The organism is Vibrio sp. 1457, from assembly GCF_033340195.1.
Taxonomy (GTDB): Bacteria; Pseudomonadota; Gammaproteobacteria; order Enterobacterales; family Vibrionaceae; genus Vibrio; species Vibrio alginolyticus.
On sequence record NZ_JAWOWA010000006.1, the window covers coordinates 206,255 to 232,714 of the forward strand.

At 45.1% G+C, this 26,460-nt stretch carries 19 protein-coding genes and 1 pseudogene; 15 read left to right on the forward strand and 5 right to left on the reverse strand.

The window, feature by feature from the left end; genetic code table 11:
* Positions 1–59 precede the first annotated feature (59 nt).
* Entirely contained in the window at positions 60–770 is a 711-nt protein-coding gene (deoD, locus tag R7Z41_RS09000; RefSeq protein ID WP_005375140.1) for a purine-nucleoside phosphorylase, read from the reverse strand.
* A gap of 398 nt (positions 771–1,168) precedes the next feature.
* Here deoD and R7Z41_RS09005 point away from each other — a divergent pair, with 398 nt between their 5' ends.
* The 4 genes from R7Z41_RS09005 to R7Z41_RS09020 are packed head-to-tail and all read left to right on the forward strand — an operon-like array spanning position 1,169 to position 5,280.
* Positions 1,169–2,119, forward strand: coding sequence for a YbgA family protein (locus R7Z41_RS09005; RefSeq protein ID WP_005375141.1), 951 nt, complete (start codon positions 1,169–1,171; stop codon positions 2,117–2,119).
* Positions 2,109–2,909: a MerR family transcriptional regulator gene (locus tag R7Z41_RS09010; protein WP_225477345.1), complete on the forward strand. Its 801-nt coding sequence runs from the start codon at positions 2,109–2,111 to the stop codon at positions 2,907–2,909. Before R7Z41_RS09005 ends, R7Z41_RS09010 begins: the two co-directional genes overlap by 11 nt.
* A 22-nt stretch (positions 2,910–2,931) precedes the next feature.
* Positions 2,932–4,347: a deoxyribodipyrimidine photo-lyase gene (gene phrB / locus R7Z41_RS09015; RefSeq protein ID WP_053307915.1), complete on the forward strand. Its 1,416-nt coding sequence runs from the start codon at positions 2,932–2,934 to the stop codon at positions 4,345–4,347.
* 6 nt (positions 4,348–4,353) lie between these two features.
* Positions 4,354–5,280 carry a L,D-transpeptidase family protein gene (locus tag R7Z41_RS09020; RefSeq protein WP_005383933.1) on the forward strand — a complete coding sequence of 309 codons (927 nt, stop codon included), beginning with the start codon at positions 4,354–4,356 and terminating at the stop codon, positions 5,278–5,280.
* Between the two features lie 26 nt (positions 5,281–5,306).
* Here R7Z41_RS09020 and R7Z41_RS09025 read toward each other — a convergent pair whose 3' ends face one another.
* Entirely contained in the window at positions 5,307–5,561 is a 255-nt protein-coding gene (locus R7Z41_RS09025) for an Lpp/OprI family alanine-zipper lipoprotein (protein ID WP_005375145.1), read from the reverse strand.
* A 550-nt stretch (positions 5,562–6,111) separates the two neighbouring features.
* Here R7Z41_RS09025 and R7Z41_RS09030 point away from each other — a divergent pair.
* The 6 genes from R7Z41_RS09030 to R7Z41_RS09055 all read left to right on the forward strand — a co-directional run bounded on the left by R7Z41_RS09030 (position 6,112) and on the right by R7Z41_RS09055 (position 16,213).
* Positions 6,112–7,455, forward strand: coding sequence for a DEAD/DEAH box helicase (locus R7Z41_RS09030; protein WP_206970616.1), 1,344 nt, complete (start codon positions 6,112–6,114; stop codon positions 7,453–7,455).
* A 323-nt stretch (positions 7,456–7,778) separates the two neighbouring features.
* On the forward strand, positions 7,779–9,776 hold the full coding sequence (locus tag R7Z41_RS09035) for a prolyl oligopeptidase family serine peptidase (RefSeq protein WP_206970617.1): 1,998 nt from the start codon (positions 7,779–7,781) through the stop codon (positions 9,774–9,776).
* On the forward strand, positions 9,777–11,918 hold the full coding sequence (locus R7Z41_RS09040; protein ID WP_206970618.1) for a TonB-dependent hemoglobin/transferrin/lactoferrin family receptor: 2,142 nt from the start codon (positions 9,777–9,779) through the stop codon (positions 11,916–11,918). It begins immediately after the preceding gene.
* Between the two features lie 9 nt (positions 11,919–11,927).
* The gene (locus R7Z41_RS09045; RefSeq protein ID WP_206970619.1) at positions 11,928–14,180 is read left to right on the forward strand and encodes a proprotein convertase P-domain-containing protein; all 2,253 of its coding nucleotides are present in this window, start codon (positions 11,928–11,930) and stop codon (positions 14,178–14,180) included.
* 25 nt (positions 14,181–14,205) lie between these two features.
* Entirely contained in the window at positions 14,206–15,639 is a 1,434-nt protein-coding gene (locus R7Z41_RS09050; protein ID WP_206970620.1) for a DUF1566 domain-containing protein, read from the forward strand.
* Position 15,640: 1 nt separating this feature from the next.
* Entirely contained in the window at positions 15,641–16,213 is a 573-nt protein-coding gene (locus tag R7Z41_RS09055) for a DUF1566 domain-containing protein (protein WP_017820503.1), read from the forward strand.
* A gap of 100 nt (positions 16,214–16,313) precedes the next feature.
* Here the strand turns inward: R7Z41_RS09055 and R7Z41_RS09060 are convergent, their stop codons facing one another.
* Positions 16,314–17,957 carry a methyl-accepting chemotaxis protein gene (locus R7Z41_RS09060; RefSeq protein WP_154203997.1) on the reverse strand — a complete coding sequence of 548 codons (1,644 nt, stop codon included), beginning with the start codon at positions 17,955–17,957 and terminating at the stop codon, positions 16,314–16,316.
* A 331-nt stretch (positions 17,958–18,288) separates the two neighbouring features.
* Here R7Z41_RS09060 and R7Z41_RS09065 point away from each other — a divergent pair, with 331 nt between their 5' ends.
* From R7Z41_RS09065 to R7Z41_RS09085, 5 genes are all read left to right on the forward strand, one after another.
* On the forward strand, positions 18,289–19,110 hold the full coding sequence (locus R7Z41_RS09065) for a phosphate ABC transporter substrate-binding protein (protein ID WP_005375153.1): 822 nt from the start codon (positions 18,289–18,291) through the stop codon (positions 19,108–19,110).
* Between the two features lie 100 nt (positions 19,111–19,210).
* Positions 19,211–20,143, forward strand: a complete 933-nt coding sequence (pstC, locus tag R7Z41_RS09070; RefSeq protein WP_005375154.1) for a phosphate ABC transporter permease subunit PstC — start codon at positions 19,211–19,213, stop codon at positions 20,141–20,143.
* A 22-nt stretch (positions 20,144–20,165) separates the two neighbouring features.
* On the forward strand, positions 20,166–21,029 hold the full coding sequence (gene pstA / locus R7Z41_RS09075; protein WP_005383923.1) for a phosphate ABC transporter permease PstA: 864 nt from the start codon (positions 20,166–20,168) through the stop codon (positions 21,027–21,029).
* Between the two features lie 60 nt (positions 21,030–21,089).
* Complete coding sequence (pstB, locus tag R7Z41_RS09080; RefSeq protein WP_005375156.1) at positions 21,090–21,839, forward strand: phosphate ABC transporter ATP-binding protein PstB; 750 nt, start codon at positions 21,090–21,092, stop codon at positions 21,837–21,839.
* A gap of 328 nt (positions 21,840–22,167) precedes the next feature.
* Entirely contained in the window at positions 22,168–24,294 is a 2,127-nt protein-coding gene (locus tag R7Z41_RS09085; protein WP_318136346.1) for a GGDEF domain-containing protein, read from the forward strand.
* A gap of 125 nt (positions 24,295–24,419) precedes the next feature.
* On the opposite strand, the gene R7Z41_RS09090 is transcribed toward R7Z41_RS09085, so the two are convergent.
* Positions 24,420–26,066 (reverse strand): BatD family protein, encoded by a 1,647-nt coding sequence (locus R7Z41_RS09090; protein WP_199267664.1) that lies wholly within the window; start codon positions 26,064–26,066, stop codon positions 24,420–24,422.
* Positions 26,067–26,070: 4 nt separating this feature from the next.
* Positions 26,071–26,460 (reverse strand): annotated as a pseudogene (locus R7Z41_RS09095) (hypothetical protein); the annotation flags it as partial.

Below are 26,460 nucleotides of genomic sequence, written 5' to 3' on the forward strand. Positions count from 1 at the left end.
CGGGATAATTCGGGCAGCCAGCATAACTCTGGCTGCAAATTATTACTTACTATTTGTTCTTAGATGTTGATTGCAGTTTCTAGTGCAACTTTCATCATGTCGTTGAACGACTTCTGACGCTCTTCTGAGCTTAGTTTTTCACCACGGATGATGTGGTCAGAAACTGTCAGGATAGTCAGTGCTTTCGCGCCTAGGTCAGCTGCTACGCCGTAGATACCAGCCGCTTCCATGTCTACACCTAGGATGCCTAGTTTTTCCATCTTCTCGAAGATGTCTGCTTCTGGTGTGTAGAACAGATCTGCAGAGAATACGTTACCTACTTTTACAGGCACTTCCTGAGCGCGTGCTTGGTTAACCGCTTCTTCTAGAAGACCGTAATCAGCGATTGCTGCGAAATCGTGGTTGTTGAAACGGATACGGTTAACTTTAGAGTCTGTAGAAGCACCCATACCGATAACAACGTCCATTAGTTTCACGTCGTCACGTACTGCACCACAGCTACCTACACGGATAACGTTTTTCACGCCGTATTCAGCGATTAGCTCGTGTACGTAGATACAGCAAGACGGGATACCCATGCCGTGGCCCATTACAGAAACTTTTTTGCCTTTGTAAGTGCCAGTAAAGCCGAACATGTTGCGAACGTCACAAACTTGTTTCACATCTTCTAGGAACGTTTCAGCGATGTATTTAGCGCGCAACGGGTCGCCTGGCATTAGAACTGTTTCAGCGAAATCACCTGGTTGTGCGTTAATGTGTGGGGTTGCCATAAGTGCTCTCCAAAGTTTTGTTTTGATAAAACGCCTCTATTATAGAACGCTATTACCAATTCTGTTGAACTTGTTCGTTTTCGTTGAGGCAATAATATCGGGACGTACAGTAGCCCCTTGAGAGCTTAGTCACAAAAACCACGCATTTAGAAACTGCAACTCCTATTGATAACTAAATCTGTTGAAACCAAAAGATCAATCGATTTGCTTTTGAGCAGTTTGTCGATTGCGCGCACAAATTCTTTGTTTTTGGGCCAAACTTTTTTCTGAAAGCTGGTTGATCGAAATACTTTCGAGTGAAGTAAAACGATTAAATTGTACAACTTATTTTCTTGTACAATCTGGAAAGGCTTGCTATAAGTTATACAACAAAACTTTTTGTATAGGGATGCGTCATCATGGAATCTTCAATCAAAGTAGGTATCAGTTCGTGTGTTTTGGGTGAACGAGTGCGTTTTGACTCTGGTCATAAGGTGAGCAACTTTGTGACTAAAGAGCTCAGCCCGTATTTTGACTTTGTTTCGGTATGCCCTGAAGTCGGCGTAGGTATGCCAGTACCCCGTCCAACAATTCGTCTTGTTTCTAATGAAGAGCGTGTTGCATTGGTTGAAACCAAAAATCCAGAAAATGATCATACCGACAATATGCTCACTTACTCGGCCAATAAAGTAGATGAACTTCAAAGCGAGCAGCTTTGTGGTTACATCGTTTGTGCCAAGTCACCAACTTGTGGCATGGAGCGAGTCAAGGTTTACAGCAAGAACAGTGCTGCGAAAGAAGGTGTTGGCTTGTATACACAAACATTGATGCAAAAAATGCCTTGGTTGCCTGTTGAAGAGGATGGCAGACTTAACGACCCTGTATTGAAAGAAAACTTTATTACTCGAGTATTTTGTCTAAATGACTTTTACGACTCGATGGATGGTGAGCCTACTCGTGGCAAAATCATCGACTTTCATTCGCGCTACAAACTGACGTTAATGGCACACCACCCAGAGTCATACCGCTCCCTTGGCCGCTTAGTTGCCGATGTCGCTAATTATGAAATTGAAGACTTTTACCAAGAGTATCGTTTAGGACTTATGAAGGCGTTAACGAATCGGGCTAGCCGCAAAAACAACACAAATGTGTTGATGCATTTACAAGGGTACTTCAAACGCTCACTAACTAAAGAAGAAAAAGAAGAGTTAGCGACAGTGATTCACGACTACCGTATCGGAATGCTGCCTCTGCTAGCACCACTTACATTGATTAAGCATTACTTAAATACTTACCCAGACGAGTATTTAGCAAAACAGAAGTTTTTAGAACCGTATCCGCAGGAGATGAGATTACGCTATGGTTTGTAGTTCAGAAGAAAAACTATACGCGATCCGAGATGTCGCAGAAATCACGGGTGTAAAACCAGTTACGCTGAGAGCTTGGCAACGAAGATACAACTTGATCCAACCTCAGCGAACTGAAAAAGGACACAGACTTTATCGCCAGCAAGATCTCGATACGATTCGCGAAGTCCAGAGCTGGCTCGCGAAGGGGATTTCGATTGGTAAAGTGAAGGGGCTGCTAGGAAAAAGCGCCGATGTCGAAGTCAAAAGCGAGGTTCGCACACTCGAAGAAGTTGAAAACATGCTGCTTGCGCTGTCTACCCTGAATCGAGGAAAAGCAGAGAGTTTACTTGCCTCTGTTCTTAGAGAGTACCCACTAAAACTCGTTATTGATCAGTTTATTAGCCCAGTATTTGATGCGCTAGATATGGTAAAAGGATCGTTGCGATCCTTGCAGGTGGGGTTATTTCAGACTTGTTTGATCACTCGACTTGCCCTTGTAATCGATTCTGAAAACAAAGCCGCTTCCAAAGGAAAGTGTCTGCTCATTAGTTTTGAACAAAACAGAGAATCTGAGAGTTGGATTCAAGCAGCGAAGCTTTGTGAACAAGGGTATCACACGACTTTGATCGATAAGGTTGATGATGTTTCTGGTCTACTAGATCATGAGGTCATTGAAAATGGTTCGTTTATCTACCTTTTCTCCAATAAAGCACTAGCTGCTAAACAAGTAGCGTCCATCAAAATGCTTCACGCACAGTTAGGTGATCGGATGGGGTGCTCTGAAGTGATAGAGAAATTACACCTAACTTAGTAGACAAAAGATAGGAGCTACCATGATTTTAGTATGGTTTCGACGTGACTTGCGTACGTTAGACCACACGGCACTCAAAGCGGCATTGGATTCAGGTCAGCCTGTCGTCGCTTGCTTTATCGCGACGCCAGAGCAGTGGCGGGAGCATCACATGGCGCCGATGCAGGCAGACCTCATTGCTCGTCGCTTAGCCTGTCTTAACGAGGAGCTTGAAAGCCTTAATATTCCTTTTTTGTACAAAGAGGTGCCGTCGTTTTCCGATTGTACAGATGTGATTAGTGGGTGGGCGGAAACACTTGAAGCCACGTCTGTCATGGCAAACATTCACTATGAGGTGAACGAACGAGAGCTCGATACACAAGTAAGTGAAGCGTTAGCTTCTCACGATATCGAATTTGAACTGTTTCATGACAAATGTGTGCACGCGCCAACGACGGTTCTTAATAAGCAAGGCGAATATTTTAAGGTATTTACGCCATTCAAGCGTGCTTGGTTAACGCAGTTCCATATGCCGACGGTAGTAAAACCTCACGAGCAAGCGCCACTCAATAAAAAGGTACTCGAACAATTAGAGTCGGCTCGATTTAATTCAAGCTTCACATTTAGTTATCCTCGAGAATCCAGTGAAGACTGGCTGGCTTCGACTAATGATATTTTGAAGCAGCTTAGGGAATTTGCACGGGAGCGCAGTGACGCGTATCAAAGCGAGCGAGACTTTCCAGCTTTTGATGGCACTAGCCAACTGTCTCCATACCTTGCGATTGGCGCGCTATCACCAAGGCAGTGTATTGCTCGTTTGTATGCTGAAAATCAACAAAATGACCTTACAGAAGGGAAAGCAACTTGGTTAAGTGAGATCATTTGGCGTGAGTTTTATCAGCACCTATTGGTTTTCGAACCAAAACTCGTCAAAGGCAAAGGATTTATCGATTGGGAGGATAAAATCCAGTGGTCCTATGATGAGAAAGCCTTTGAGCGATGGAAGACAGGAACAACAGGATACCCAATCGTTGATGCAGCAATGCGTCAGCTCAATCAAACAGGCTGGATGCACAACCGATTACGTATGATTGTCGCGAGCTTTCTTACCAAGGACTTACATATTGATTGGCGATGGGGAGAAGCGTACTTCATGAGTAAGCTGGTGGACGGCGATTTTGCAGCGAACAATGGTGGCTGGCAATGGTCTGCCTCTACGGGCTGTGACGGGCAGCCATACTTTCGTATTTTCAACCCGATAAGCCAAGGCGAAAAGTTCGATGTTAATGGTGAATTTGTGCGCCACTGGGTACCAGAAATCAAAAGTGTACCGAACAAATACATCCATAAACCTTGGACTTGGGAGGGCTTTTCTTTACTGGAATATCACAAGCCGATGGTTGATCACAAGACAGAAAGAGAGATAACCTTACAGCTCTTTAAAAGTGCCAAGGAATAGAGTGAAATGCTTAGCAAAAAGCGATCAATGAGTTTCGCAAAACGTACCCTGCTATCTGTGTCGTTATCTTTAGTGAGTGGTCTATCATTCGCTAAGATGTACGAATTACCAGAGGATGGAAGCCGTTTAATTGGTCGCCTTGAAAACCACGTCGTTCAAGAAGGCGAAACCATGGCAAATATCGCTAAGCTCTACGATGTGGGTATGCTAGGTTTAATGGCCGCAAACAAAGGCGTGGATCCCTTCTTACCAGAAGAGGGGCATGTTCTTACTATTCCGACACAGCTAATCCTCCCAGACGTACCTTATAAAGGTATCGTTATTAATCTAGCCGAGCTGCGCTTATATTACTTTCCGAAAGGAGAGGATATTGTCCATGTATTTCCTGTCGGAATTGGCCGAATAGGGCGCGATACCCCAGTAATGACAACGCGTATCAGCCAAAAACGACCGAACCCTACATGGACTCCTCCAGCCTCTATTCGTGCCGAGTACAAAGCAAAGGGCATTGACCTACCAGCCGTTGTTCCTGCGGGGCCTGATAATCCACTTGGTATGTTTGCATTGCGTTTAGCTTACGGGAATGGCGAATACCTAATTCATGGTACCAACAAGGACTTTGGGATTGGTATGCGAGTCAGCGCGGGTTGTATTCGTATGGACCCAAGTGACATTGAGTGGTTATTTGACAAGGTTCGTAACGGCGAAGACGTTAACATCATTAACCAGCCTATCAAAATGACACTTGAGCCTGACAGAAGTGTGTTCTTAGAAGCACATGAGCCTTTGACTCGTAGTAATGGCGAGAAAGATGAACTCAAAGTGCCGAAAGAGTTAAAGTGGTGGCTGGATGAATTCGGTATGAAAAACGTGAAGGCTAAAGCAGCAATCGCTGCACAGAATGGGGTTCCTGTCGAAATAACCGCGCCTTAACGGGCGTTAAGACGCGGTATCAAATCTTACTTAGTGTAAGACTGAGCGATGTTATCGATACGCTCGTTAGCACGCTCAGCTTCTTCTTGAGCAGCCATTGCTGCTGCGCCTGATTTTTGAACGTCAGATTGAAGAGCTTGTACGTCTTGGCTTAGTTGGCTAACTTGGTTGCTTAGTTCGTCTAATTTTGCTGCATTTGCTGTAGCTGCGTCATCAGAAGAAGCACAACCGGCTAGTAGAAGTACTGAAGTTGCTGCAGCTGCGATCAACGTTTTGTTCATATAAGAACTCCTTGCTTATAGTGAAAGTCTCGCCACTAACTATTATTTTATACAGTAGCGAGGTTAAATGTGGTTACATTTTATCAGTACATGATGTAGCAAAAGTCAAAAAAACCCAAGAATTTCATGGAGTACCTGACGTCAACTTTTACCTGAACTTAACAAAGTTTAACTACCTATCCTTTATTTCGTTCTCACAACAGTTTTCATAGCAGGTGTATTTGCCACGTTCCTGATATCAATAATTTAGACGATATTGACACAAATGAAAGTTTATTGGCCCAAATAACTGCTATTTAAGTCGTTTTGTTGATGGATAGAAGGCATATTTGAACGGCTTTTCTCTAAACTTCCTGTCCAGCTGCTCATCAAAAAGGCTAGTCTTTGCTCTGAACTGAGCCACAAATGATGTTTTACCGTTACCACAGGGAATTAGTTTGTGTGATCTCTATCTATACTCCTATGATTTGCGGTATTATACCGAGCTTTATTTTTTTGCTGCGTTAGAGCGGAAACGACACTACAGAGCGCTCAGACGCTGACTGATTTATTGGAGAATACTTTGCAATTTAAAGATCTAGGCCTAGACAACCGATTGTTGAAGAACCTAAAACACTACGATTTTAAAAAAGCGACTGACATTCAGCAACAGGCGATTCCTGTTGCGATTGCAGGCAAGGATCTATTGGCATCTTCGAAAACAGGTTCGGGCAAGACTTTGGCGTTTGTATTGCCAATGCTTCATAAGTCTTTAAAGACAAAATCGTTTTCTGCGAAAGACCCTCGCGCGGTAATCCTTGCTCCTACTCGTGAGCTAGCGAAACAAGTATATGGTGAGCTTCGTTCTATGCTAGCTGGCCTATCTTATGAAGCAGCACTGATTTTGGGTGGTGAGAACTTTAACGATCAGGTAAAAGCTCTGCGTCGTTACCCGAAATTTATCGTGGCGACACCAGGACGTTTGGCTGATCACTTAGATCATCGTTCGCTTTATCTGGATGGTTTGGAAACGCTGATTCTTGACGAAGCAGACCGTATGTTGGATTTGGGCTTTGCACCAGAGCTTCGTCGCATTCATAAAGCAGCCAAGCATCGTCGTCGTCAAACGTTGATGTTCTCTGCGACATTAGATCATGCAGACGTCAATGAAATCGCGGCTGAAATGCTCAATGCGCCAAAGCGAATTGCTATCGGCGTTTCTAACGAAGAACATAAAGATATCACGCAAAAATTTTACTTGTGTGATCACCTAGATCATAAAGAGGCAATTTTAGCTCGTGTTCTTTCTGAGGCTGAATACCGTCAAGTTATTATCTTTACGGCAACGCGTGATGATACTGAGCGACTAACAGAAAAGCTGAACGAAAAGAAACTGAAGGCTGTAGCACTAAGTGGTAACTTGAACCAGACTCAACGTAACACCATTATGAGTCAGTTTGAGCGCGCAGTATTTAAGATCCTTGTAACGACTGATGTTGCTTCCCGCGGCTTGGATATTGCAACTGTGACACACGTCATCAACTTCGATATGCCAAAGCATACCGAAGAATACGTACACCGAGTTGGTCGTACTGGTCGTGCTGGAAATAAAGGGGATGCAATCTCTCTTGTTGGTCCAAAAGACTGGGATAGCTTTAAACGTGTAGAAGCATACCTACAACAAGATCTTGAGTTTTCATTGTTCGAAGATTTGAAAGGTAAGTTTAAAGGCCTTAAGCCACCTAAACCAGATTTCCGCAATAAGAAAGCGACCGCAAAGAAAGCTCGCCCTCAAGCGAAAAAATCGGCGAAAAAACCAGCTAAGCGTGACAAGAGCTTCTACAAAAACGTATCTGTGGGTGATGATGTCTTCATCCCTAAGAAAAAACCAGCGGCACCGAGCTCTGAAGAGTAAAAGCTGCTGTAGTTTCCCATTGATTTTAGTTCTTAAAAATCCGAGTGTTCGCACTCGGATTTTTTATGTCTGTCGCTAGGTGAAATCGCGTCTTTCCATACTCACTCGTTAGTCAGCTTTTATATCTGTCTGGTTGTATATAAACAGCATAGAACGCTAATTTAGGAAGTTATTAAGTTTTATAACCTCGGTCAAAGCAAACGTTTTTCCTCACACACTAGATAAAATCTCACATGATTATGAAAATGATAATTGATCTCATTTTTATTTGGGGGCAGAATACGCGCCATTGTATTAATCCTATAAATGAATTCGCTCTCTATATGAAATTTACTCATGTTTTTTTAGGGCTCATAATTACCTCTAGTTCTGGCTTTGCTGCTGATGATTTCAACTGGCTTCGAGATGATGCTCGTAAAGATGAGCGAGTTCTTACCTACCTAACAGAACAAAACCACAAAACTGAACAGCACCAAAAAAGTTATCAGACGTTGACAAAAAACCTACTAACGCAGTGGGATACCATGGTGGCAGACAAAGGTGATAAGCCATGGTCGATCGTGAGTGGAAGAGAGTGGACGCTAATGCGTCGCGATGGTCGTTACTTACTATTATCCCGTGCGAGTCAACATGCACCAGAAAACGTGGTGTTCGATTTCGATGAACGACAATCTGCGCATCAGTACTACCAACTTGGTCAATGGCAAGTGAATGGTGACACGCTACTTTTCACGGAAGATATCGACGGCAGCGAACAATATCGTGCTGTGGTTGTTGATTTACTCTCCGGTCAATCTACGGAACTGGCGACGCACGTCGATAGTGGCGTATTGTTATCACCTAACGGAAAAGTGGCATTCCTCGTTGCAAAGGAAAAGCGCACTCAGCGACCTCATCAGATCTTAAGTATCTCCACTGAATCTTTGGCAAAAACAGTCCTATGGAATGAACCCAAGTCAGATTGGTTACTTTCTTTCTATCGTGCGGCAGATAGCCGTTATGCTGTGCTGCAAAGCAACAACGAGTCAACAACAGAGCAGAAGCTTGTCGATCTAGAAACGGGCACTGTCTCAGATTCATTGCGAAAGCCTGAAGTGGGTGTTGAATATTACGCGGATGTGGCGAAAGGTTACATTTATCTTAAAAGCAACCTGGAAGGAAAGTTCGCCCTTTACCAAGCCGAACTCGCACCGCTTGGCGCAACATGGCAACGCTTTACCAATCCTCGTGAGCCGCTTGAACAGTTCTACCTTTATGATGCAGGAGTTGTGGCACTTAGCAAGCCAAACAATGTGTCGACTTTGACGGTGTATTCTTACCAAGGTCAGGAAAAAGTGATACTGCCATTGGAACACGATGGTCATGTCGCTTGGCTAAGCACGTTGGGCGATTTTGAATCAAACAAGATTCGTATCCGAAGCATGTCGATGACTACGCCTCCTCAGTGGGAAGAGTTCGATGTAAAAACGCTGAATAAATCCTTGTACTCTCAAGATGCTTACCAAGACTTTGATAGTCAGCGTTATGTATCCCAACGTATTTTTATTAAGCACGACGGGGTTTCTGTCCCGGTCTCTTTGGCGTATCGCAAAGACAAATTGCACCCACAATCTCCTGTGATGATTTACGGTTACGGCGCGTATGGTTTTACGATGAAACCGTACTTTATGCCTCAGGTTATCAGTTTACTCGACCAAGGTGTGATTTACGCTATCGCCCATGTCCGTGGCGGTGGGTACTTTGGCGATGAATGGCACGAGCAAGGCCGTGGTGTGCGAAAAGCCAATTCTATTGGTGATTTTGTCGCGGCCGCGAAGGCGCTGCAAACATTCGAACGTGGCAATAGAGAGGTTTTCGCCATCGGTTCTAGTGCTGGTGGCACGTTGGTGGCCGGAGCGGTTAATCAAGATCCTAAATTGTTTTCAGGTGTCGTACTTAAAGTGCCTTTTGTTGATGTGGTTGCAAGTATGTCGGATACCTCACTTCCGCTTACCACACAGCAGTATGGCGAATGGGGTAACCCAACCAAACCTGAACAATTGGCGTTAATGAAGGCGTACGATCCGATTCTCAATATCCATAAAGACGCTTACCCACCCATGTTTGTTCAAGTCGGTTTAATCGATCAGCGCGTGCCATATTGGGAAGGCGCTAAGTATCTCGCTAAAGTTTCAGCGTTAAGTGAGCGCAACGGGCCGTACTTGTTGCAAACTAATTTTAATTCGGGCCACCAAATGGACCCGCGACAAGCGCAAGAACAACAAGCAAAAGAATACGCATTTCTACTATCACTCATTAAAACATCTAAAGCGGAGCAGTAAATGAAGCTTACCCCAGTGTCAGCGGCAGTACTTTCGGTACTTGCTGCCAGTCAAGTGCACGCCGAATCTAAGGTTTTCTCAATGGAAGAGGTGGTGGTAACCGCCAATAAAATCGATCAGCCATTGTCAAAAGTGGCAGGTAGTGTCGCGGTTATCACAAACGAGCAAATCGAAGAAAGAGGCGAGACCGAGCTATATGACGTGCTGCGTAACGAACCTGGTGTAAGCGTGACGGGCGGTGCAGGACGTCCGCAAAACATTACCATCCGTGGTATGACGGGTAACCGCATTATGATCGTTCGTGATGGCATTCGTTCTGCGGATGGCTTCGGTGCGAATGACATTAATGATGCCGTTGGGCGAGATACTTTTGATTTATCCAATTTTGAATCGCTGCAAATCATTAAAGGGGCAAGTTCTTCGGTGCATGGCTCTGGCGCGATCGGCGGTGTGGTGATTTTAGAATCCAGCCAGCCGGGTGATTTCTTAAAAGACAAAGACTTCTACACCGATGTTTCCGGTACTTACACCGATATCAGCAACAAGTACAAAGGCACGAGTAATCTAGCTTTCCGTTCCGGTGATACAGAGAGTTTGTTTAACGTTTCATACTGGCAAGGACAAGAGACACGTAACTTTGATGAAGATTTGTATAACCGCGACCTCGATGGTTACAGCGGTGCTTATACGATCAACCACTTTTTCAATGAAGAGGTGATGTTGAAAGCCAAAGCGGAACTCTACACCCAGAATCAAGAGCGTTTGGAGGGATCACCGTCCATTCAACCTGATGGCATTTGGCATATTGAAGACTTTGCTGAAGATGAAACCTCTGAAGAGTACAGCGCTTACATTGGTGCGGAGGTGACACCGATTAATCCAACTTGGTTCGAAGAGTTGGATACCAAAGTTTACTGGCGTCACACCGAAGTCGTGGAAGACACCAATCGTTTAATGCGCCAAGTGGATCACAATGGTTTGATCACCAAACGTCGCGAGCTGGAACACAAAACCTTCATCGACGAAACAATAGGCTTCCGTGGTGACTTCACCAATACGATTTATGCAGCAAATGCAGAGCACCAATTGGCTTACGGTGTCGAGCTTTCTACTGACTATTACGAACGCACAGATAGCGATTCCAAGATTGATTGGAACGGGGTAACGCCTTCGACCAAACAACCTTTCGCTCCTGCTCGTGCTTATAACATTGGTTTGTACGTTCGAGACATGGTGGAACTGGATAAATGGACCATCACTGGCGGCCTACGCTTTGATGCGCACCGTTTAACGCCGGACGGTGAGGGCGAAGTGGGCGGCTTCCCATTAAAGGACATGGATAGCTCAGAGGTGTCTCCAAGCCTGTCGGTTTCTCGTGAAATGTTTGCCAACAACATCGTTTATGTGTCGTACAACCACGGTTACCGTGCTCCGGAATATGACAAAGCATATGGCTTCGTGAACCATGATTTCGTGCCGCTGACGCCTTTTGTTATCGCACCTAACTTAGACCTAGAAGCTGAGACTTCGGACTCATTTGAAATTGGTAACAAGTTCGATAACGGTCGTGCGCATGTCTATGCGTCTGTGTTCTACAACAAGTTTGAAAACTTCATCGATGTTGTGACCACAGGCTTTGACTCAAGCACTGGTAATTACATCAAACAGTACCAAAACCTTGACGGCGTAGAGACATATGGCGCAGAGCTTTCTGCGGGTTACGCGCTCACCAAACAATGGGACATCAGCACTAAGTTTGGCTACGTAGATGGCAAAGACGCGGAAGGCGAATACGTTCGAAGCATTACGCCATTCGAAGGTAACGCTCAACTGAAATACGCCAACCAAGACTTCAATGCTTACGTGGCTTGGAACTGGGCCGCTGCTATGGATCGCGTTCCTAAATGCCAGACCACGCTTGGCCTAGCGACAGAGTGTGCGCAGACAAGCGCGTGGAATACGTTTGATATTGGCGCAACTTACTACGTTTCCAAAGACCTTCGTGTTAGCGCAAACATCGTCAACTTGTTCGACAAAGAGTACATCCGATACCAAGACGTAGCGGGTATCGCTGAGGAAAGTAAGCGTTACTCAACGGAGCCTGGGCGCTACTTCACGCTAAATGCAAAATACGAATTCTAGGACGAAATCATGAAGCTAAAACCATTGGCGTTTTCGCTGCTTATTGCTTGTACCCCTGCGGTGCAGGCTGCAGAGTGGGATTATCCCGCAACGGACTCTATTGTAACGAATGAAGCGCAAGCGAAAACTTATCTAGACAGCCACTACTCAGAAGCGGGCGAGCTTAAGTTCCGTTACAAAACCCAGTCTCAGCTTGGTGAGCATTACAATTTTGATGTTTGGGTAAACGGTGAATATCAAGCACAGCGCACCTTAGTAGTAACAACCGATAAAAATCATCACGTTGTGCGAGTGTTTAAGAGCCTTGAAGATACGATCATTCGCAACGGTAAACCAACGGTTGCAATGGAATTGGAATCGCCTCGCCAACTGCAAGCACAAGAGCCACCTGCTTTGAGCTCTGGAAGTCTGGTTAATGTTGAGGTTTCTTTATTCAACCCAGATCTTCGCACCATGCAACAGCAAGCGGCACCAGAATCGACGTGGTCAGCACTATCCGATTACCCTCAGCCGATCGAGTACGTCACCAAGTCGATTGAGGTTTTACAGTCCGGCGGTAAGTTCTATTTGTCTAACCCAAGATTGAAGCAAGTGGATGCGACGGGCTTATTTGCAGCCCCAGAACCTGGTGAAGCGCCTGTACTTGATACGTTGGACTTTCTCAGCGCAGAAGGGGTTCAAGCATTTGACAGTGTTGATGAGATGCAAAGCACCGAGTTTGGTGACAATGCGTTCCCACAGTTGATGGCTTTTTATCATCTTGATAGCTCGATCCAATATCTGACAAGTCTGACTTACGACTTGTTTGACGAACCGCTTCGTTTTGATGCTCGCGGTTTATCAAAAGATAACTCTACTTACTATTACGGTCCGAAAGCACTCATGCTGGGTGTCGGTGGTGTTTCTCCGGATGCAGTCGATGCTGATGTAGTGATACACGAGCTTGGGCATGGCATTCATTACCAAATCGTACCGGATTGGGCGTACGGTCACACTGGTGCTATCGCAGAGGGTTTTGCTGATTACTGGGCGGGCAGCGCGAGCTACCGAACTCAATATTTGGATGCTTCGCGTCGTGGTCAAGAATTCGAGTTAGATACGGTGTTCAACTGGGACGGTGTGTTCGGAACACGCAAAACAACTCGTAGCTTATGGAACCAAAGAGCACGTTACTTCGAGAGCTCAGAGTATCCAGCGCATGTCAGTGTGGGCGGTGAACTAGGTGACGAGCTATGGTCAACGCCGCTGTTTCAAGCGCTTAAAGCATCGGTTGAACGATACGGTGATGATACCGATAACGTGTTCCGCGAGTTTGACGCCATTGTACTTGAAGGTATGTACGGCATTGGTCGTGGCGTGAAAATGCATGATCTGGCGGAATCGACCGTGTTTGCCGCAAACACCTTGTTCCCAAATAAAGACTACGCCCAATTCCTGACGGACAGCTTCAACAGACACAACTTACTTAAAGCGCCTCTTCGTGTTCGCTATGACGCTCGATACATCGCACAAGGTCAAGACGTTGGTTTGAGCCTGAGCCAAACTGGCCGTGAAGCGAGCATCAAAGGGCAATGGCAGCTAAATAACGCATCCGTTTTCGACTTTGATGAAACGCTTTCTGATTCGACCTCAATGAAGGTGGCGTTACCAAGCGGTCTAACATGTGGCACGCAATTCGATTCCTCTATTTCATTGGATTATCAATTTGCTGAAGGCCTAAAGACTCACCAGTGGAGTGAAAAGGTGATGCTGGTTAATGGTACGCCAGAGCTCGATATCCAGCCTCAATCAGTGAATTCCGCTTTACCGGAGCAGGGCGACAGACTGTTCTCTCAGACGCTATCGGACAAGTCACGCACGATTGATGATTCGTTTGCGGTTTACCTGAACATCGAACATGACTCACTGCAAGATCTGCAAGTGACGCTAGTGTCTCCACAAGGCAAATCGGTCGTGCTACTTAGCCATCAATCAAGCAATACCAAAGGATTTAAAGGTTACTTCACCGCTCAGTATGACGAGGAGTTACAAGCACTTGTCGGTCAACCGAGTTGGGGTACTTGGCGTCTCGAAGTGTCTGACCGTGTGTCAGGGAACTTTGGGGTGTTGAAAGAGTGGGGTGTGAGTCACTTTGCTCAGTATCAGTGCAGTGCTGATACCACTAAAGAAAGCAGTGGTGGTGGTTCAGGTGGCAGTGGTTCGCCTTGGACCTTGTTAGGACTTTTCCTGCTTTCAATGGTGAGAGTGATTCGCTCTCGTTAATTAAAATCAAAAGAAGATAAAATCTATGAAGTTTCAATATTCTATCGTTGCTATGTCACTAGCCCTTGCTGGCTGTGGCGGAGGTTCTGGTGGTGACACGTCGGCACCGACCTATGATGTAGCTGGCACCATCGTTTCTGTAGGTACACTTCTTGATACGCCAGTATGTATCGATTTAAACCAAAACTACGTTTGTGATTCCACTGAACCGAGTGCTAAAACGGATAATGCCGGTAAATTTAGCCTGACTTCAAGCGACAAAAACGTACTAACCAGCACCATTCTTGCTCAAGTTGATCAAGGTTCGAACCAAACGTTGCGTCTTGCGGCTCCGGGCCAAAACTTAGCAACGGGTAACACGGTCAATGGTGTAACAACGTTGCTCGCAGGTCTTGTGGTTGACGGTAAAACCGTTGCTCAAGCTGAGGAGATTGTGAAAGCACAACTCACCGATGCCGGTGTTTCTCTTTCTGGTACGGTGATGTCTAACGCAGAAGCTAGCGAGCTAGACAAGCTAGAGCAAAACACGGTTGTGCTATTAGCTGCGATGCAACCAAAGCAAATGATCAAAGGCGTAGCGCTGCTTGCTCAAAATCTTAGCTTCCAAGGTAAATCGTTGGCCTCTGATCTTCTGTCTGAAGCGGAAGTAAGTGCATTTGCTGAAGAAATTGTAGCGGTTGCTGAACAAACGGTTGGTAGTAACGATACGGGCGCCGTTCTTTATTTTGCTGAAGGAGCAGCAGACGTAGTAGAGGTTCAAGCGTCTTACCCTGGTCAAGATGCGGAATACGGCTTCGACAAAGAGGACAAGCAAACGTCGACAGGCGCTGGCTTTAAGTTCGTTAAGCTAGATTCACAAGGTGCTGTTTTAGCTGCAGATGCCACTGACTGGGCTTGTACTATGGACGAGCGTACTGGTCTTGTTTGGGAAAACAAGAGTGCGGATGCGAGCTCGGTTCAATTTAAAGATCGCCTATTTGCGTTTGAGTCTGAAACATTTAAGCCGTATTACGAAGATCTTGAAGTCGTTGGTTGTGTGGATGCTGCTGATGGCATCTGTTCAACAAGCCAATATGTTGAACATATAAACAAGCAATCACTATGTGGCATTAGTGACTGGCGCCTACCAACATACCAAGAGTTCTACGATGTTCTCGACTTAGGTGAGACAGAGAAAGACGCCGACGGCAATGTCTATGGTATGACGACAGCTTACTTCCCTCAACAGGGTAAAGGCAGCCCAGACGTTAATTCAGGTGCTATTTGGCTAAGTGATTTCACATTTAATAATTACTCTCCTGCTAACTACGAAGGTGCACTTCAATTTGCAGTGATTGCAGCGAAGGGCGCTGACCGTGGCCACGTAAGCTTTGTTGAAATTTATTCTGACAAAGTAGAGCGTGACACAGGCACGTCATTCCAATTCCCAATCCGTCTAGTAGCAGTAAAGGGCCAATAAGATGAAGAAATTAATAACTGTACTATCTCTTGCTTTGGCTTCTCAAACTGTAATGGCTGCACAAGAGTGTTCTACTGACTTTGCTAAAACGGCACCTAACACGCGTTATACATATTCTGAGAGCGGTACCGTAACTGACCTGAAAACAGGTCTAACATGGATGCGTTGCCCTGTTGGTTCAACGTGGAATACGGCAAACGAAGCTTGTGATGGCGCTGCGACTAAGATGTCATGGCAGTTAGCGCTATCAACCGCTGAGCAAATCCGCAATGAATCAGGTAATCATGCTTTATATGACTTCGCTGGCAAAAAGAATTGGCGCATACCAAACATTAAGGAGTTAGTCGCGTTGACAGAACGTGCTTGCCATAGCCCTGCGATGAACGGCACTGCATTCGCAAGTGGCTACACGCTAGAGGTGGGTGACTATGCTGGTTACATCTGGAGTAACACACCAAACGGTGATGGCTCAAACGTTATGGTGTTTGATTCATTTAATGGTGAGGTTTACAACTGGAACCCACTAGAGTCAACGAACATTTCCTCTGTTCTGCTGGTTACTGACGAGGAGTAATCACCCCGTTGGATTTTCACGAATCCAGATGTTAATAAGCTCCGCCAGTGCGGAGCTTTTTCTTTTCTGACCTTTGGAGCTTATCGTGTTGTTCAGAGATTTAAACTTGGAACTGCTTAAGCTGATGTTTTTGGTTTTCCGCTAAGCCAGAAAGCTCTTGAGCGGCAGCAGCGGATTGCGTAATGCCAGTGACGTTCTGGCTCACTAGTTCATAGATGTTCGTTAAGTTGTTGTTGATATCAGCCGTGACCTGCTTCTGCTCTTCTGATGCGGTCGCAACTTGAGTGTTGATTGAGTTCAGATCGGCGATAGCATTACTGATATTAGCAAGTGATTGGCTAACTTCTTGTGTCAGAGCTTGGTTGTCTGACAACATGGCTAAGCTGAAATGCATACTTTCATTTGCGTGACCAGATTGTTGCTGTAGCTCTTCTATAATGGTTTGGATCTCTTTGGTGGACTCCTGAGTTCGCGCTGCCAGCATACGTACTTCATCGGCCACTACCGCAAAGCCTCTGCCACTTTCGCCCGCTCGTGCTGCTTCAATCGCTGCATTCAGTGCAAGTAGATTCGTTTGCTCAGAAATACCTTCAATCACTTCGATCACGCGACCAATGTGTTCTGATTGATCTTTTAGCGAAGTCACGACGGCAGCGGCTTCGTTAAGTTGTTCCGCCATCTTTTCACTTGCGCGAGTACTTTCCCCAAACATGCTTATACTTTGTGAGGTTAACGTACGTGCTTGATTTGATGCACTATCTGCTTCTTGTGCATTGGTCGATACTTCAGCTGCGGTCGACTCTAGCTGATTGATCGCCGAGGCTACTTGCTCAACTTCTTGCTTTTCTTGATCCGAGTTGACGCTGCTTTGAGTCATAACAGTTGCTAACTCGGTTGATGCTGATGCCACATCTTCACTAATGCGAACCAATGCGCTTACAGTTTCACGCAGTTTTTCTATGGTCTGGTTTACATCTCGAGCCAGCTGAGACACTTCGTTTTTCCCGATGGCTTCGGCCTTAACTAGTAAGTTTCCCTTCGCGACTTCCTGCATCGTTACTTGAAGGTTACGAATCGGCGCAACGATGTAGCTGGCGAGTACCCAACTAATAAGTGAAGCGGCACTCAAGATCACCGCAAGCGAGACGGCGCTGTAAGTTAGCGTGGTTGAATGTTGTTCGCCATTCGTTTCGACTTCATCGGTGACGATTTGATTCAATTGTTTAGATAGTTTGTCGATGGCGTTGATCATCGCTTCGCCAGCTAATCGATACTCAGCCATTGCAGATTCGTACTTTTGATTGAAATCAGAGGTAGTGTAATCAGAAGAGTGTTTAGTGGTGAGCAGAGGTGTCATGGTAACGCGAGTGAAATCAACATAGTGATTCATGGCCTTACGCATAGCATTGACTTCATTTTGAACGCCAGGGAGATTGTCGATGGAGTTAAGAAAATCGCGGTTTTTGTTTTGTCGCTCAGAAAGCTCTTGGTTGAGAGACTGAACATCTTCGGCTCTAAATAGACTATAAATGGCTTTGATGCGCATGGCGTAAGTGTTGTCTACGATGCCGCTAAGTTCCTCTTTGTGAATGATTAGCTTATGGGTGGAAGCCGAAACCTTATTGAATGCTTGATCGAGTTTACCGATTCCGACACTCAGTCCAATGATGAGTAATATAACTGTGAATAGAACAGGCAGAAAAACCTGAAGTTTAATAGAAAGCGTACTAAGAAATTGACGCATGAGATTGACCCTCTATCGGTTTGATTATTATCTTTTTTATAAATAAGCATTTCGATTTTAATTGTTATATTTGCCAAATCAATGAGTTACTCATATCTAATTGTTATGAAATGTACCAAAATCGATGGGGTTATCATCTTGAACATGAGGCAACGTTATAAAAACGTTACGTTCAAATTGAGAGAGGGATAAGTCGCGGAATTAATAGTTAGAAATGACAACGTGTCATAGAGGGTTCAACTAAGTGAAACACAACTGTCATATTCAAATTCTAAAGTGAGCACCGTTCAAGTGAAACACAACGGCAATAAAGCCACTTAAGGAAATTGTGATGAAAAAGACAGTAATCGGTGCAATCGCACTTCTAGGCGCAATGGCAGTGACTCCTGTTTCTGCTAAAGAAACTATCTCTGCAGTGGGTTCTAGCAGCGTAACTCCACTGATGGAAGTTTTCTCTGAAACGTACATGAAGAAGAACCCTAACGTATTTATCGAAGTTCAAGGTCCTGGTTCTTCAGCTGGTGTAAAAGCAGCGAAAAATGGTTCAGCAGACCTTGGTATGTCTTCTCGTAATCTAAAAGACTCTGAAAAAGAATCAACACTAATCGAAGAAGTGGTTGCTCGTGATGGTATCGCAGTGGTTGTTAACCCACAAAACAAACTGCCAGGTCTAACAGCCGAGCAAGTGACTGCAATCTACAAAGGCGAAGTATCAAACTGGAAAGAAGTCGGTGGTGCAGACAAGCCAATCGTAGCCATTACTCGTGACACAGCTTCTGGTACTCGTGGCGCATTTGAAGACATCATGTCTCTAAAAATGAAGATTTCTGGTAAGAAGGTATCAGCTATCTCTCAACGTGCTCAAGTTGCAAACGGTAACGGCGCACTGAAAACAATGGTTGCATCTAACCCATACGCAATCGGCTACATTTCTCTTGGTACTGTAGACAACACTGTTAATGCGCTAGCAATCGACGGCGTTGATGCAACGGTAGCTAACGTTAAAAACGGTTCTTACAAAGTAGCGCGTCCATTCCTTGTTCTTTACAAAGAAGGCAAGCCATCAACAGAAACGCAAAAATTCCTAGACTGGATGCTAACTGACGAAGCGCAAGCGCTAGTTGACCAAAAAGGTTACATCTCAGTTAACTAATCCCATCGGGACTCTAAAGTTTGCTCAGCCCAACGTTTCGGGCTGAGCCTTTTCTATCCATTGTGTTCAACGGCATTGCCCAGAACCGTGAGATTTTTAAATGACCATCGCAACAAATAGTGAAAAGCTTATGAATACTGACGCTAGAGCTATCAGCAAGTCAGGCCTACGCGAGAAGCGTCGTGTCGACTGGAAAGAGCGCATCTTCCACGGCTTGTTCCTAACGAGTGCCGTAATCGGCATTGTTTCATTGGCCGTTATTGCATACTTCATCGTTCGAGAGAGTATTCCGGCATTCCAAGAAGCAGGCGTATCGGGCATTGTCTTAGGACAAAACTGGTTACCACCTGCGCTTTATGGTGTCGCCACCATGATTGTGGCATCTATCGTATCGACGGCTGGTGCTGTCATTGTTGGGGTTCCAATTGGTGTTCTGACCGCCATTTTTATCGCTGAAATCGCACCAAAGCGATTAGCAGACATCATCCGTCCAGCGGTTGAGCTGCTAGCCGGTATTCCTTCAGTGGTCTACGGTTTCTTCGGTCTGGTTATTATCGTTCCATTGATTCAGAAGGTATTTGATGTACCTGCAGGTAATACTATCCTTGCCGGTATCATTGTTCTTGGTGTGATGATTCTACCAACGGTAATTACGGTATCTGAAACGTCTATCCGCGCTGTCCCTCGTACTTATAAAGAAGGTTCTTTGGCACTGGGCGCATCGAAAATCTACACCATCTTTAAGTTGCTCGTTCCAGCGGCTCGCTCAGGCATCATGACAGGTGTGATACTGGGTATCGGTCGTGCGTTGGGTGAGACCATGGCGATTATCATGGTTATGGGTAACGCGCCGGCAATGCCAGAAGGCATCCTTGATTCGGCTCGTACACTAACTGCAAACATCGCTATTGAAATGTCTTACGCAAGTGGTGTTCACGCGAACGCACTTTACGCTACAGGTGTAGTACTTCTGGTCTTCATCATGTCGTTGAACGCTGTACTACTGTACCTAAACCGAGAAAAAGCGAAGTAATCGCTCGTTAAAGGTGACTATTATGGATCGCGCAAAACTGAAAAAAGCACGCCAGTTCAAAGATAATGTCTTTAACGCATTTGTCTGGATCTCGGCAGCACTAACGGTAGGTTTTTTGTTCTGGATTATCTGGTACATCCTATCAAACGGTCTACAACACGTAGATTGGAACTTCATTACTGATAACTATACGCGCACAGGTGAAGAGCACGGTATCTTCCCAATGATTGTGGCGACCATTTACATGGTTATCGCTTCTATCGCAGTGGCAGCGCCACTCGGTATCATGACGGCAATCTACTTGACCGAATACGCGAAAGTGGGCAGTCGTTTGGTGAAAATCATCCGATTCTGTACCGAGTCATTGGCGGGTATCCCGTCGATCATTTTCGGCCTGTTTGGTATGACTTTCTTCGTGGCGATTCTTGGCCTTGGCTTCTCGATTCTATCGGGTGCATTGACGCTAAGTATCCTAATCCTGCCAGTGATCATCCGTACAACGGAAGAAGCGCTGATGGCAGTGCCACAAACTTACCGTGAAGGCTCTTATGGCCTCGGTGCTTCTAAGATTTACACTATCTGGCGTTTGATTCTTCCAAGCGCAATGCCAGGTATCTTAACCTCGGTCATTCTAAGTATTGGTCGTGTCATTGGTGAGTCTGCTCCAGTATTCCTGACAGCAGGTATGGTTGCACGTATTCCGGATTCTTTATTGGATTCAGGTCGTACGCTAACCGTTCACCTATACAAACTGACTACCGAACTGTTTACCGTTGAAGAATGGAATCAGGCTTACGGTACGGCAACAGTGCTTATCGTAGTTGTTCTCTTGATCAACATGGTAACGAAACTGATTGCTAGACGTTTTAACACCGCAACTTACTAACAACACTAATTAAGAACGCACGTTAAAAGACACGAATTCGAGAATTAAGAGATTAAGACAATGAACAAATTTGATATTGAAAACCTAGACCTATTCTACGGTGACAACCAAGCACTGAAATCGATCAACTTACCAATTCCAGTTCGCCAAGTAACTGCACTTATCGGCCCGTCAGGTTGCGGAAAATCAACGCTTCTACGCTGTTTGAACCGAATGAATGATCTAATCGAAGGCGTGAAAATTACAGGTAAATTGGCGATGGACGGCGAAGATATTTACGGCAACATTGATGTTGCTGACCTTCGCATCAAAGTCGGCATGGTATTCCAAAAGCCAAACCCATTCCCGATGAGCATTTACGAGAACGTGGCTTACGGCTTACGTGCTCAAGGTATCAAAGACAAAAAGACAATTGATGAAGTGGTAGAGCGTTCGCTGCGCGGTGCTGCACTTTGGGATGAGGTGAAAGATCGCCTTAAATCACACGCATTCGGTCTTTCTGGTGGTCAGCAGCAACGTTTATGTATTGCACGTACAATCGCGATGGAGCCTGATGTGATTCTGATGGATGAACCAACGTCGGCACTTGACCCAATTGCGACACACAAAATCGAAGAGTTGATGGAAGAGCTAAAGAAGAACTACACCATCGTTATCGTGACTCACTCAATGCAACAGGCGCGTCGTATCTCTGACCGCACTGCGTTTTTCCTAATGGGAGAACTGGTCGAGCACAACGATACGCAAGTGATCTTTAGCAACCCTCAAGACGACCGTACTCAAGGCTACGTAAATGGTGATTTCGGTTAATCCACCGTATTTACAAGCATAACTAAATAACTATAAGCGATGGTAACTTTGCCCCTCTTAATGAGGGGCCTTTTTCTTTTTAAGTCGTGGGCTTATAACGCCTACCAACACAAAAAATCTTGTAAATAAGTACAACTTTCCTCCCCAGTTTATAAAGTATGTAACTTATGTGAAACATGGCTTTAAAAGTGCTGAAGAGCTCTCGAATGTAACACTAAGTCTGATAATTTTGCGAATGACTTAACAGCTCAAATTTGAACGTATTGATTGCATATCATGGCCTAAGTAGTTTTTTATCGAGGATAAAAAAGTAGATTAGGTTGGTAGGGTGAGTTTAAGAAGTTTTACAAGAAAAGTGTCTTCAACGAGGGACCATCGGTTGCTAGCGGAGGCAATCTTTGATCATTTAGAGAGTCTGTTCTCCCCTCAAGCCCTCGCTATTTTTGAAGATCCTTCAATTAACCCTCGTCATTCGATGAGCTTCTCTCGCGGAGAGCTTTACCCAACCCAAAACTATCCTGAGACATTCTGGGAGTGGGCAAGTCAGTTTGACACCTCTGAAAGCATCATACCTCTGGCGATCAACACTTGTAACTGGAATCACACCCGAGATTTAGGTGGTGATAGTTACATCATGATGCTCGACAACACGCCTATCAAACGTACCTACCTACTGATTCAATCTGTTCATGCTCGCACGGCACATAATATCTATGAAGAAAGTTACGACGCAATGCAGCTTGCAGCGGCGCGTTGGCAATGTATTCGTGCCGAAAAAAATGCCTCGAAAGAGATCAGGCACAGAGATATTCGTGAAGCGCAATATGTTGATGAGATTAGCCAACGCGAGCGCTTTATCGAAAATATGAAGTTAGTTCAGCAAGTTGCACTCGCAATCTCTAATCCTGATTCTTTAAAGGACTTGTACTACAAAGCCGTCGAAGCGTTACGTGAACGACTTGGGTTTGATCGCTCTACACTGATGCTTCTCGATATGAAAAAGCGCAGCTTCAGTGGTACATACGGCACGGATGAGTCAGGAATTACGATTGATGAATTTCACACACAATACGATTTACATCAACTTAGCGAGGAGTATATCACCGCGTTATCTAGCCTTGAGAGCAACTTAGTGATTGTAGAAGACGCGCCAATATACACAGCAGGCAAGGTCATCGGGCAGGGCTGGAATGCGATGTTGATTTTACGCGATGGCAATGAACCGTTTGGGTGGTTCGCGCTAGATAACTTTATTCATCGTAAGCCGATAACGGCATATCAAAAACAGATGTTGGACTCGTTTGGTTCACTCTTCTCTCAAATTTACATTCGTAAGCGCCAAGAACAAAACGTACGCATGTTGCATTCAAGCATGGTTGAGTTATCACGTTGCACTACTGTCAGTGGAGTATGCAAATCGGCCGTCACTTTCGCCATTAAAAATCTTGGTATTGATCGAATGGCGGTGTTTTTAACTGATGAAAATTGCTCTTACATGCAAGGAACGTGGGGTACCGATATTCAAGGTAACGTGGTGGATGAATCTTACTTCTTTGGCGAAACCCAAGATTTCTCTCTTATAAATCTGGCTCGCTCAATGCCAAACGAAGTCGCATTTGAAGAATCAATGCCTATTTATCATGACTGTAATATTGTTGGCTTTGGTTGGGCTGCGATGACGGTATTGACTTCAAATAGCAGTGGTCCTATCGCCTTTATCGCTGTTGATAATTTGCTGACACGTGCGCCGTTAACTTCTCAGTTACGTGAAGTGATTCGTATGTTCGCGTCCAGCTTAGCTGAAGTATTGCAACGTACTCAAGCTCAAGAGGCGATTCGCGAATTAAACGAAAACTTAGAGCTGGAGGTTCAGAACCGAACAAAAGAGTTGGAGGAAGCCAATCGACAGCTTGAGGTACTTTCTAAGCTCGATCCTTTGACGCGTCTTGGTAATCGCCGCATGTTAGAACATGTGATGCAAAAATATTGTGCCCTAGAGTGTGAAGACGACATGTCGTTTGGCCTGATCCTGATTGATATTGACCATTTTGGCTTATTCAATAATCACTATGGTCATCTCGAAGGCGATATCGCATTGATGCGAATTGGCTATATCTTGGATCATCATACCAAAGGTGAAGATGAAGTTTTTTGCCGTATCGGAGGTGAGGAGTTTGCATTGCTCATGATTGGTTCTGAGCAAGAGGAGGTTCGACTGAGAGCAGAGTGCATTCGTCAGTGCATCGAGGGCGAGGGGATAAAGCATCGACATAACCCAGAAGGGGAGTTACTTACCGTTTCAGTCGGTTACTCCTGTTATAAAGCGAAAGGCAAAGACTTTAATTTCGACCATTTATATCAGTTGTCGGATAAGGCACTCTATCAAGCGAAGAATCATGGGCGAAATTGTGTAAGGCGATACGAATACGAGCCCCAAGTTTTGTTGAGTAAGTGATGTTCATAAGAGCAACTTGATAGGGAAGAAGCGGCGGTTGGTGCTCTAGATAAAACCGCTAAAGCAAAATTTGGCCGGATAAGAGAATTGGCAGCTCATGAGAGCTGCCATTGTTATTTAGTTATTTATAGCTTTTCGAGTTGGTGGTCGGTTTTCGTTACGTTTGCTTTGCCAAGGTTTTGAATTTTCGCTAGCAGCGAATCAGGGCTCCAAGGTTGTTGGTTAGCACTAAAACGCGCTTGATTCATGGCATTAAGCTCTTGCTTAATTGCTTGTACGTCACCAGGGTTTAACCTGTCTTGATGAGTGGTTAAATACTCATTTACAGAGCGTTCAATTTTCGCAGCATCGCCCTCTTCGATGACTTTTTTTAGCGCGTCGATGCAAAGTGGTTGTTCAGTATTTGAAACCGTTCCACTCGCTGTTATTGACCGCTTTTTCCATGCCCAAATTGCGATTCCCAATGTCATTATCCAAAGCCCTAAGAAAACAAAGGTTAACGTTCGCCAGAGACTGCTCACACCGCCGCTTGATTCAGGACTAGGGGCTGACACTAAAGGTGCTGAAAGAGGCGATTCCGGCAACGTGATTAGCCCAGTGTCATTTTTCTCTACGTCTAATGTTAGCTCTGGTAACGTTGTTTTCTTCGCTTCATCATTTTGACTGTCCCACCAGTTCAAGTCGTATCCTGGTAAGGTATATCTCCCGGCCTCTGTAGGAATAATGACTTGCTTCACCGTCATGGTAACGGTGCCATCTCTTCCGCTATCGAACTTAGGTTGTTCGGGATACACGCGCAGTGAACTCGGGTAACTAATATTGACTCGTGGCAGATATTCGGCTTGTGTACCGCGAGCCTTAACTTGAATGGTTCGAGTGAGTGAAGAACCTTGCTTTACTGTGTTGATCGCGTTAGTCGACAGTAGATTACCTTGATCGTCTTGCCAGCTCTGTGTCATTTCTAACGCTGAAGCAGGAAGCCATTCACCTTTAAATTCGCTCGGAATCGGTTTGACCGTGATTGGCATGCGTTCCGCTTTGGTGTTGATAGGCATTATTTTGGTTGAGCCCGTCAAGCTGTCGCCATAAATATAAGAACCGGTCAGTTTAGGACCTATCAAGGTATAAGTGCCTGGTTGATTGGCCGTTAAGCGAAACGACTGCTCTATGACCGCTACTTCTAACCCATTTAAGATCTTCTGTCTTTGCTGTAAGCCACCCAGTGCCTCAAGCTTCATGCCTTCAATCTGCGGAGGTACTATTTGCGGGTTATCTAGGCGTCGAGTGTCCGCTTTAATTAGAAGCTGTATACGTAATGTTGCAGATTGCTGAGGGTAGAGCGTACTGTTGTCGACCGTAATATTGAAGCTAAATAGATCATCAAGATTGGGGTCTGTTTGGCTCGCGTTGACACGCAGTTTGATCGGCTCCGTTCTCATACCATCAGCGGAAAAACTTGGAATAGTCAGAACACCTTCTTTCATTGGTGCAATTGAGATACTCCACTCGGTACGCACTGATTTTCTTCCGTTAATGTTATTGCTAGAGCGGCCATAACGAGGTTGACCCAAGAAGAAGTCTTTCTCTAGAACATTGAAGTCGATTGAGTCTGAGCTGAGCTCAGTATCTGAAATGATTCTGAGGTTAATCACTTCATTCTTGGCTACTTGTGTTTTATTCACACTAGCTTGAAGTGTCTGTGCTATCACCGAGAAACTGGATATTAGGCTGGCCACAAAAATAAAGACCAGTTTTACGCCTTTGTTCATCACAGGCTTACCACTCCTTTTGAGATTGTTGTGGAGGTTGTTTTTGTTGCGCTTGAAGTTGCATTTGCGCACGGATCAAAAAGCTTGGGTCGCGAGCACTTTCTACTGCTTCTAGTCGACGGAACTCAGGATCATCCTGATGCATTTTTTCGGGATGCGCTTTAGCCTGTATTGGTTCACCTTGATCCTTCACTTGCTTGTCATCTCGTTGCGGTTGATGTTGTTCCGTTTTTTGTTTTTCTTTTTTATTTTCAGAATCTTGCTGATTTTGTGACTGTTGTCCTTGCGCTTCCTTCCCTTCGTTTTGAGACTTTTGTTGCTGTTGCTGTTGCTGTTGCTGTTGCTGTTGCTGTTGCTGTTGCTGTTGCTGTTGCTGTTGCTGTTGCTGTTGCTGTTG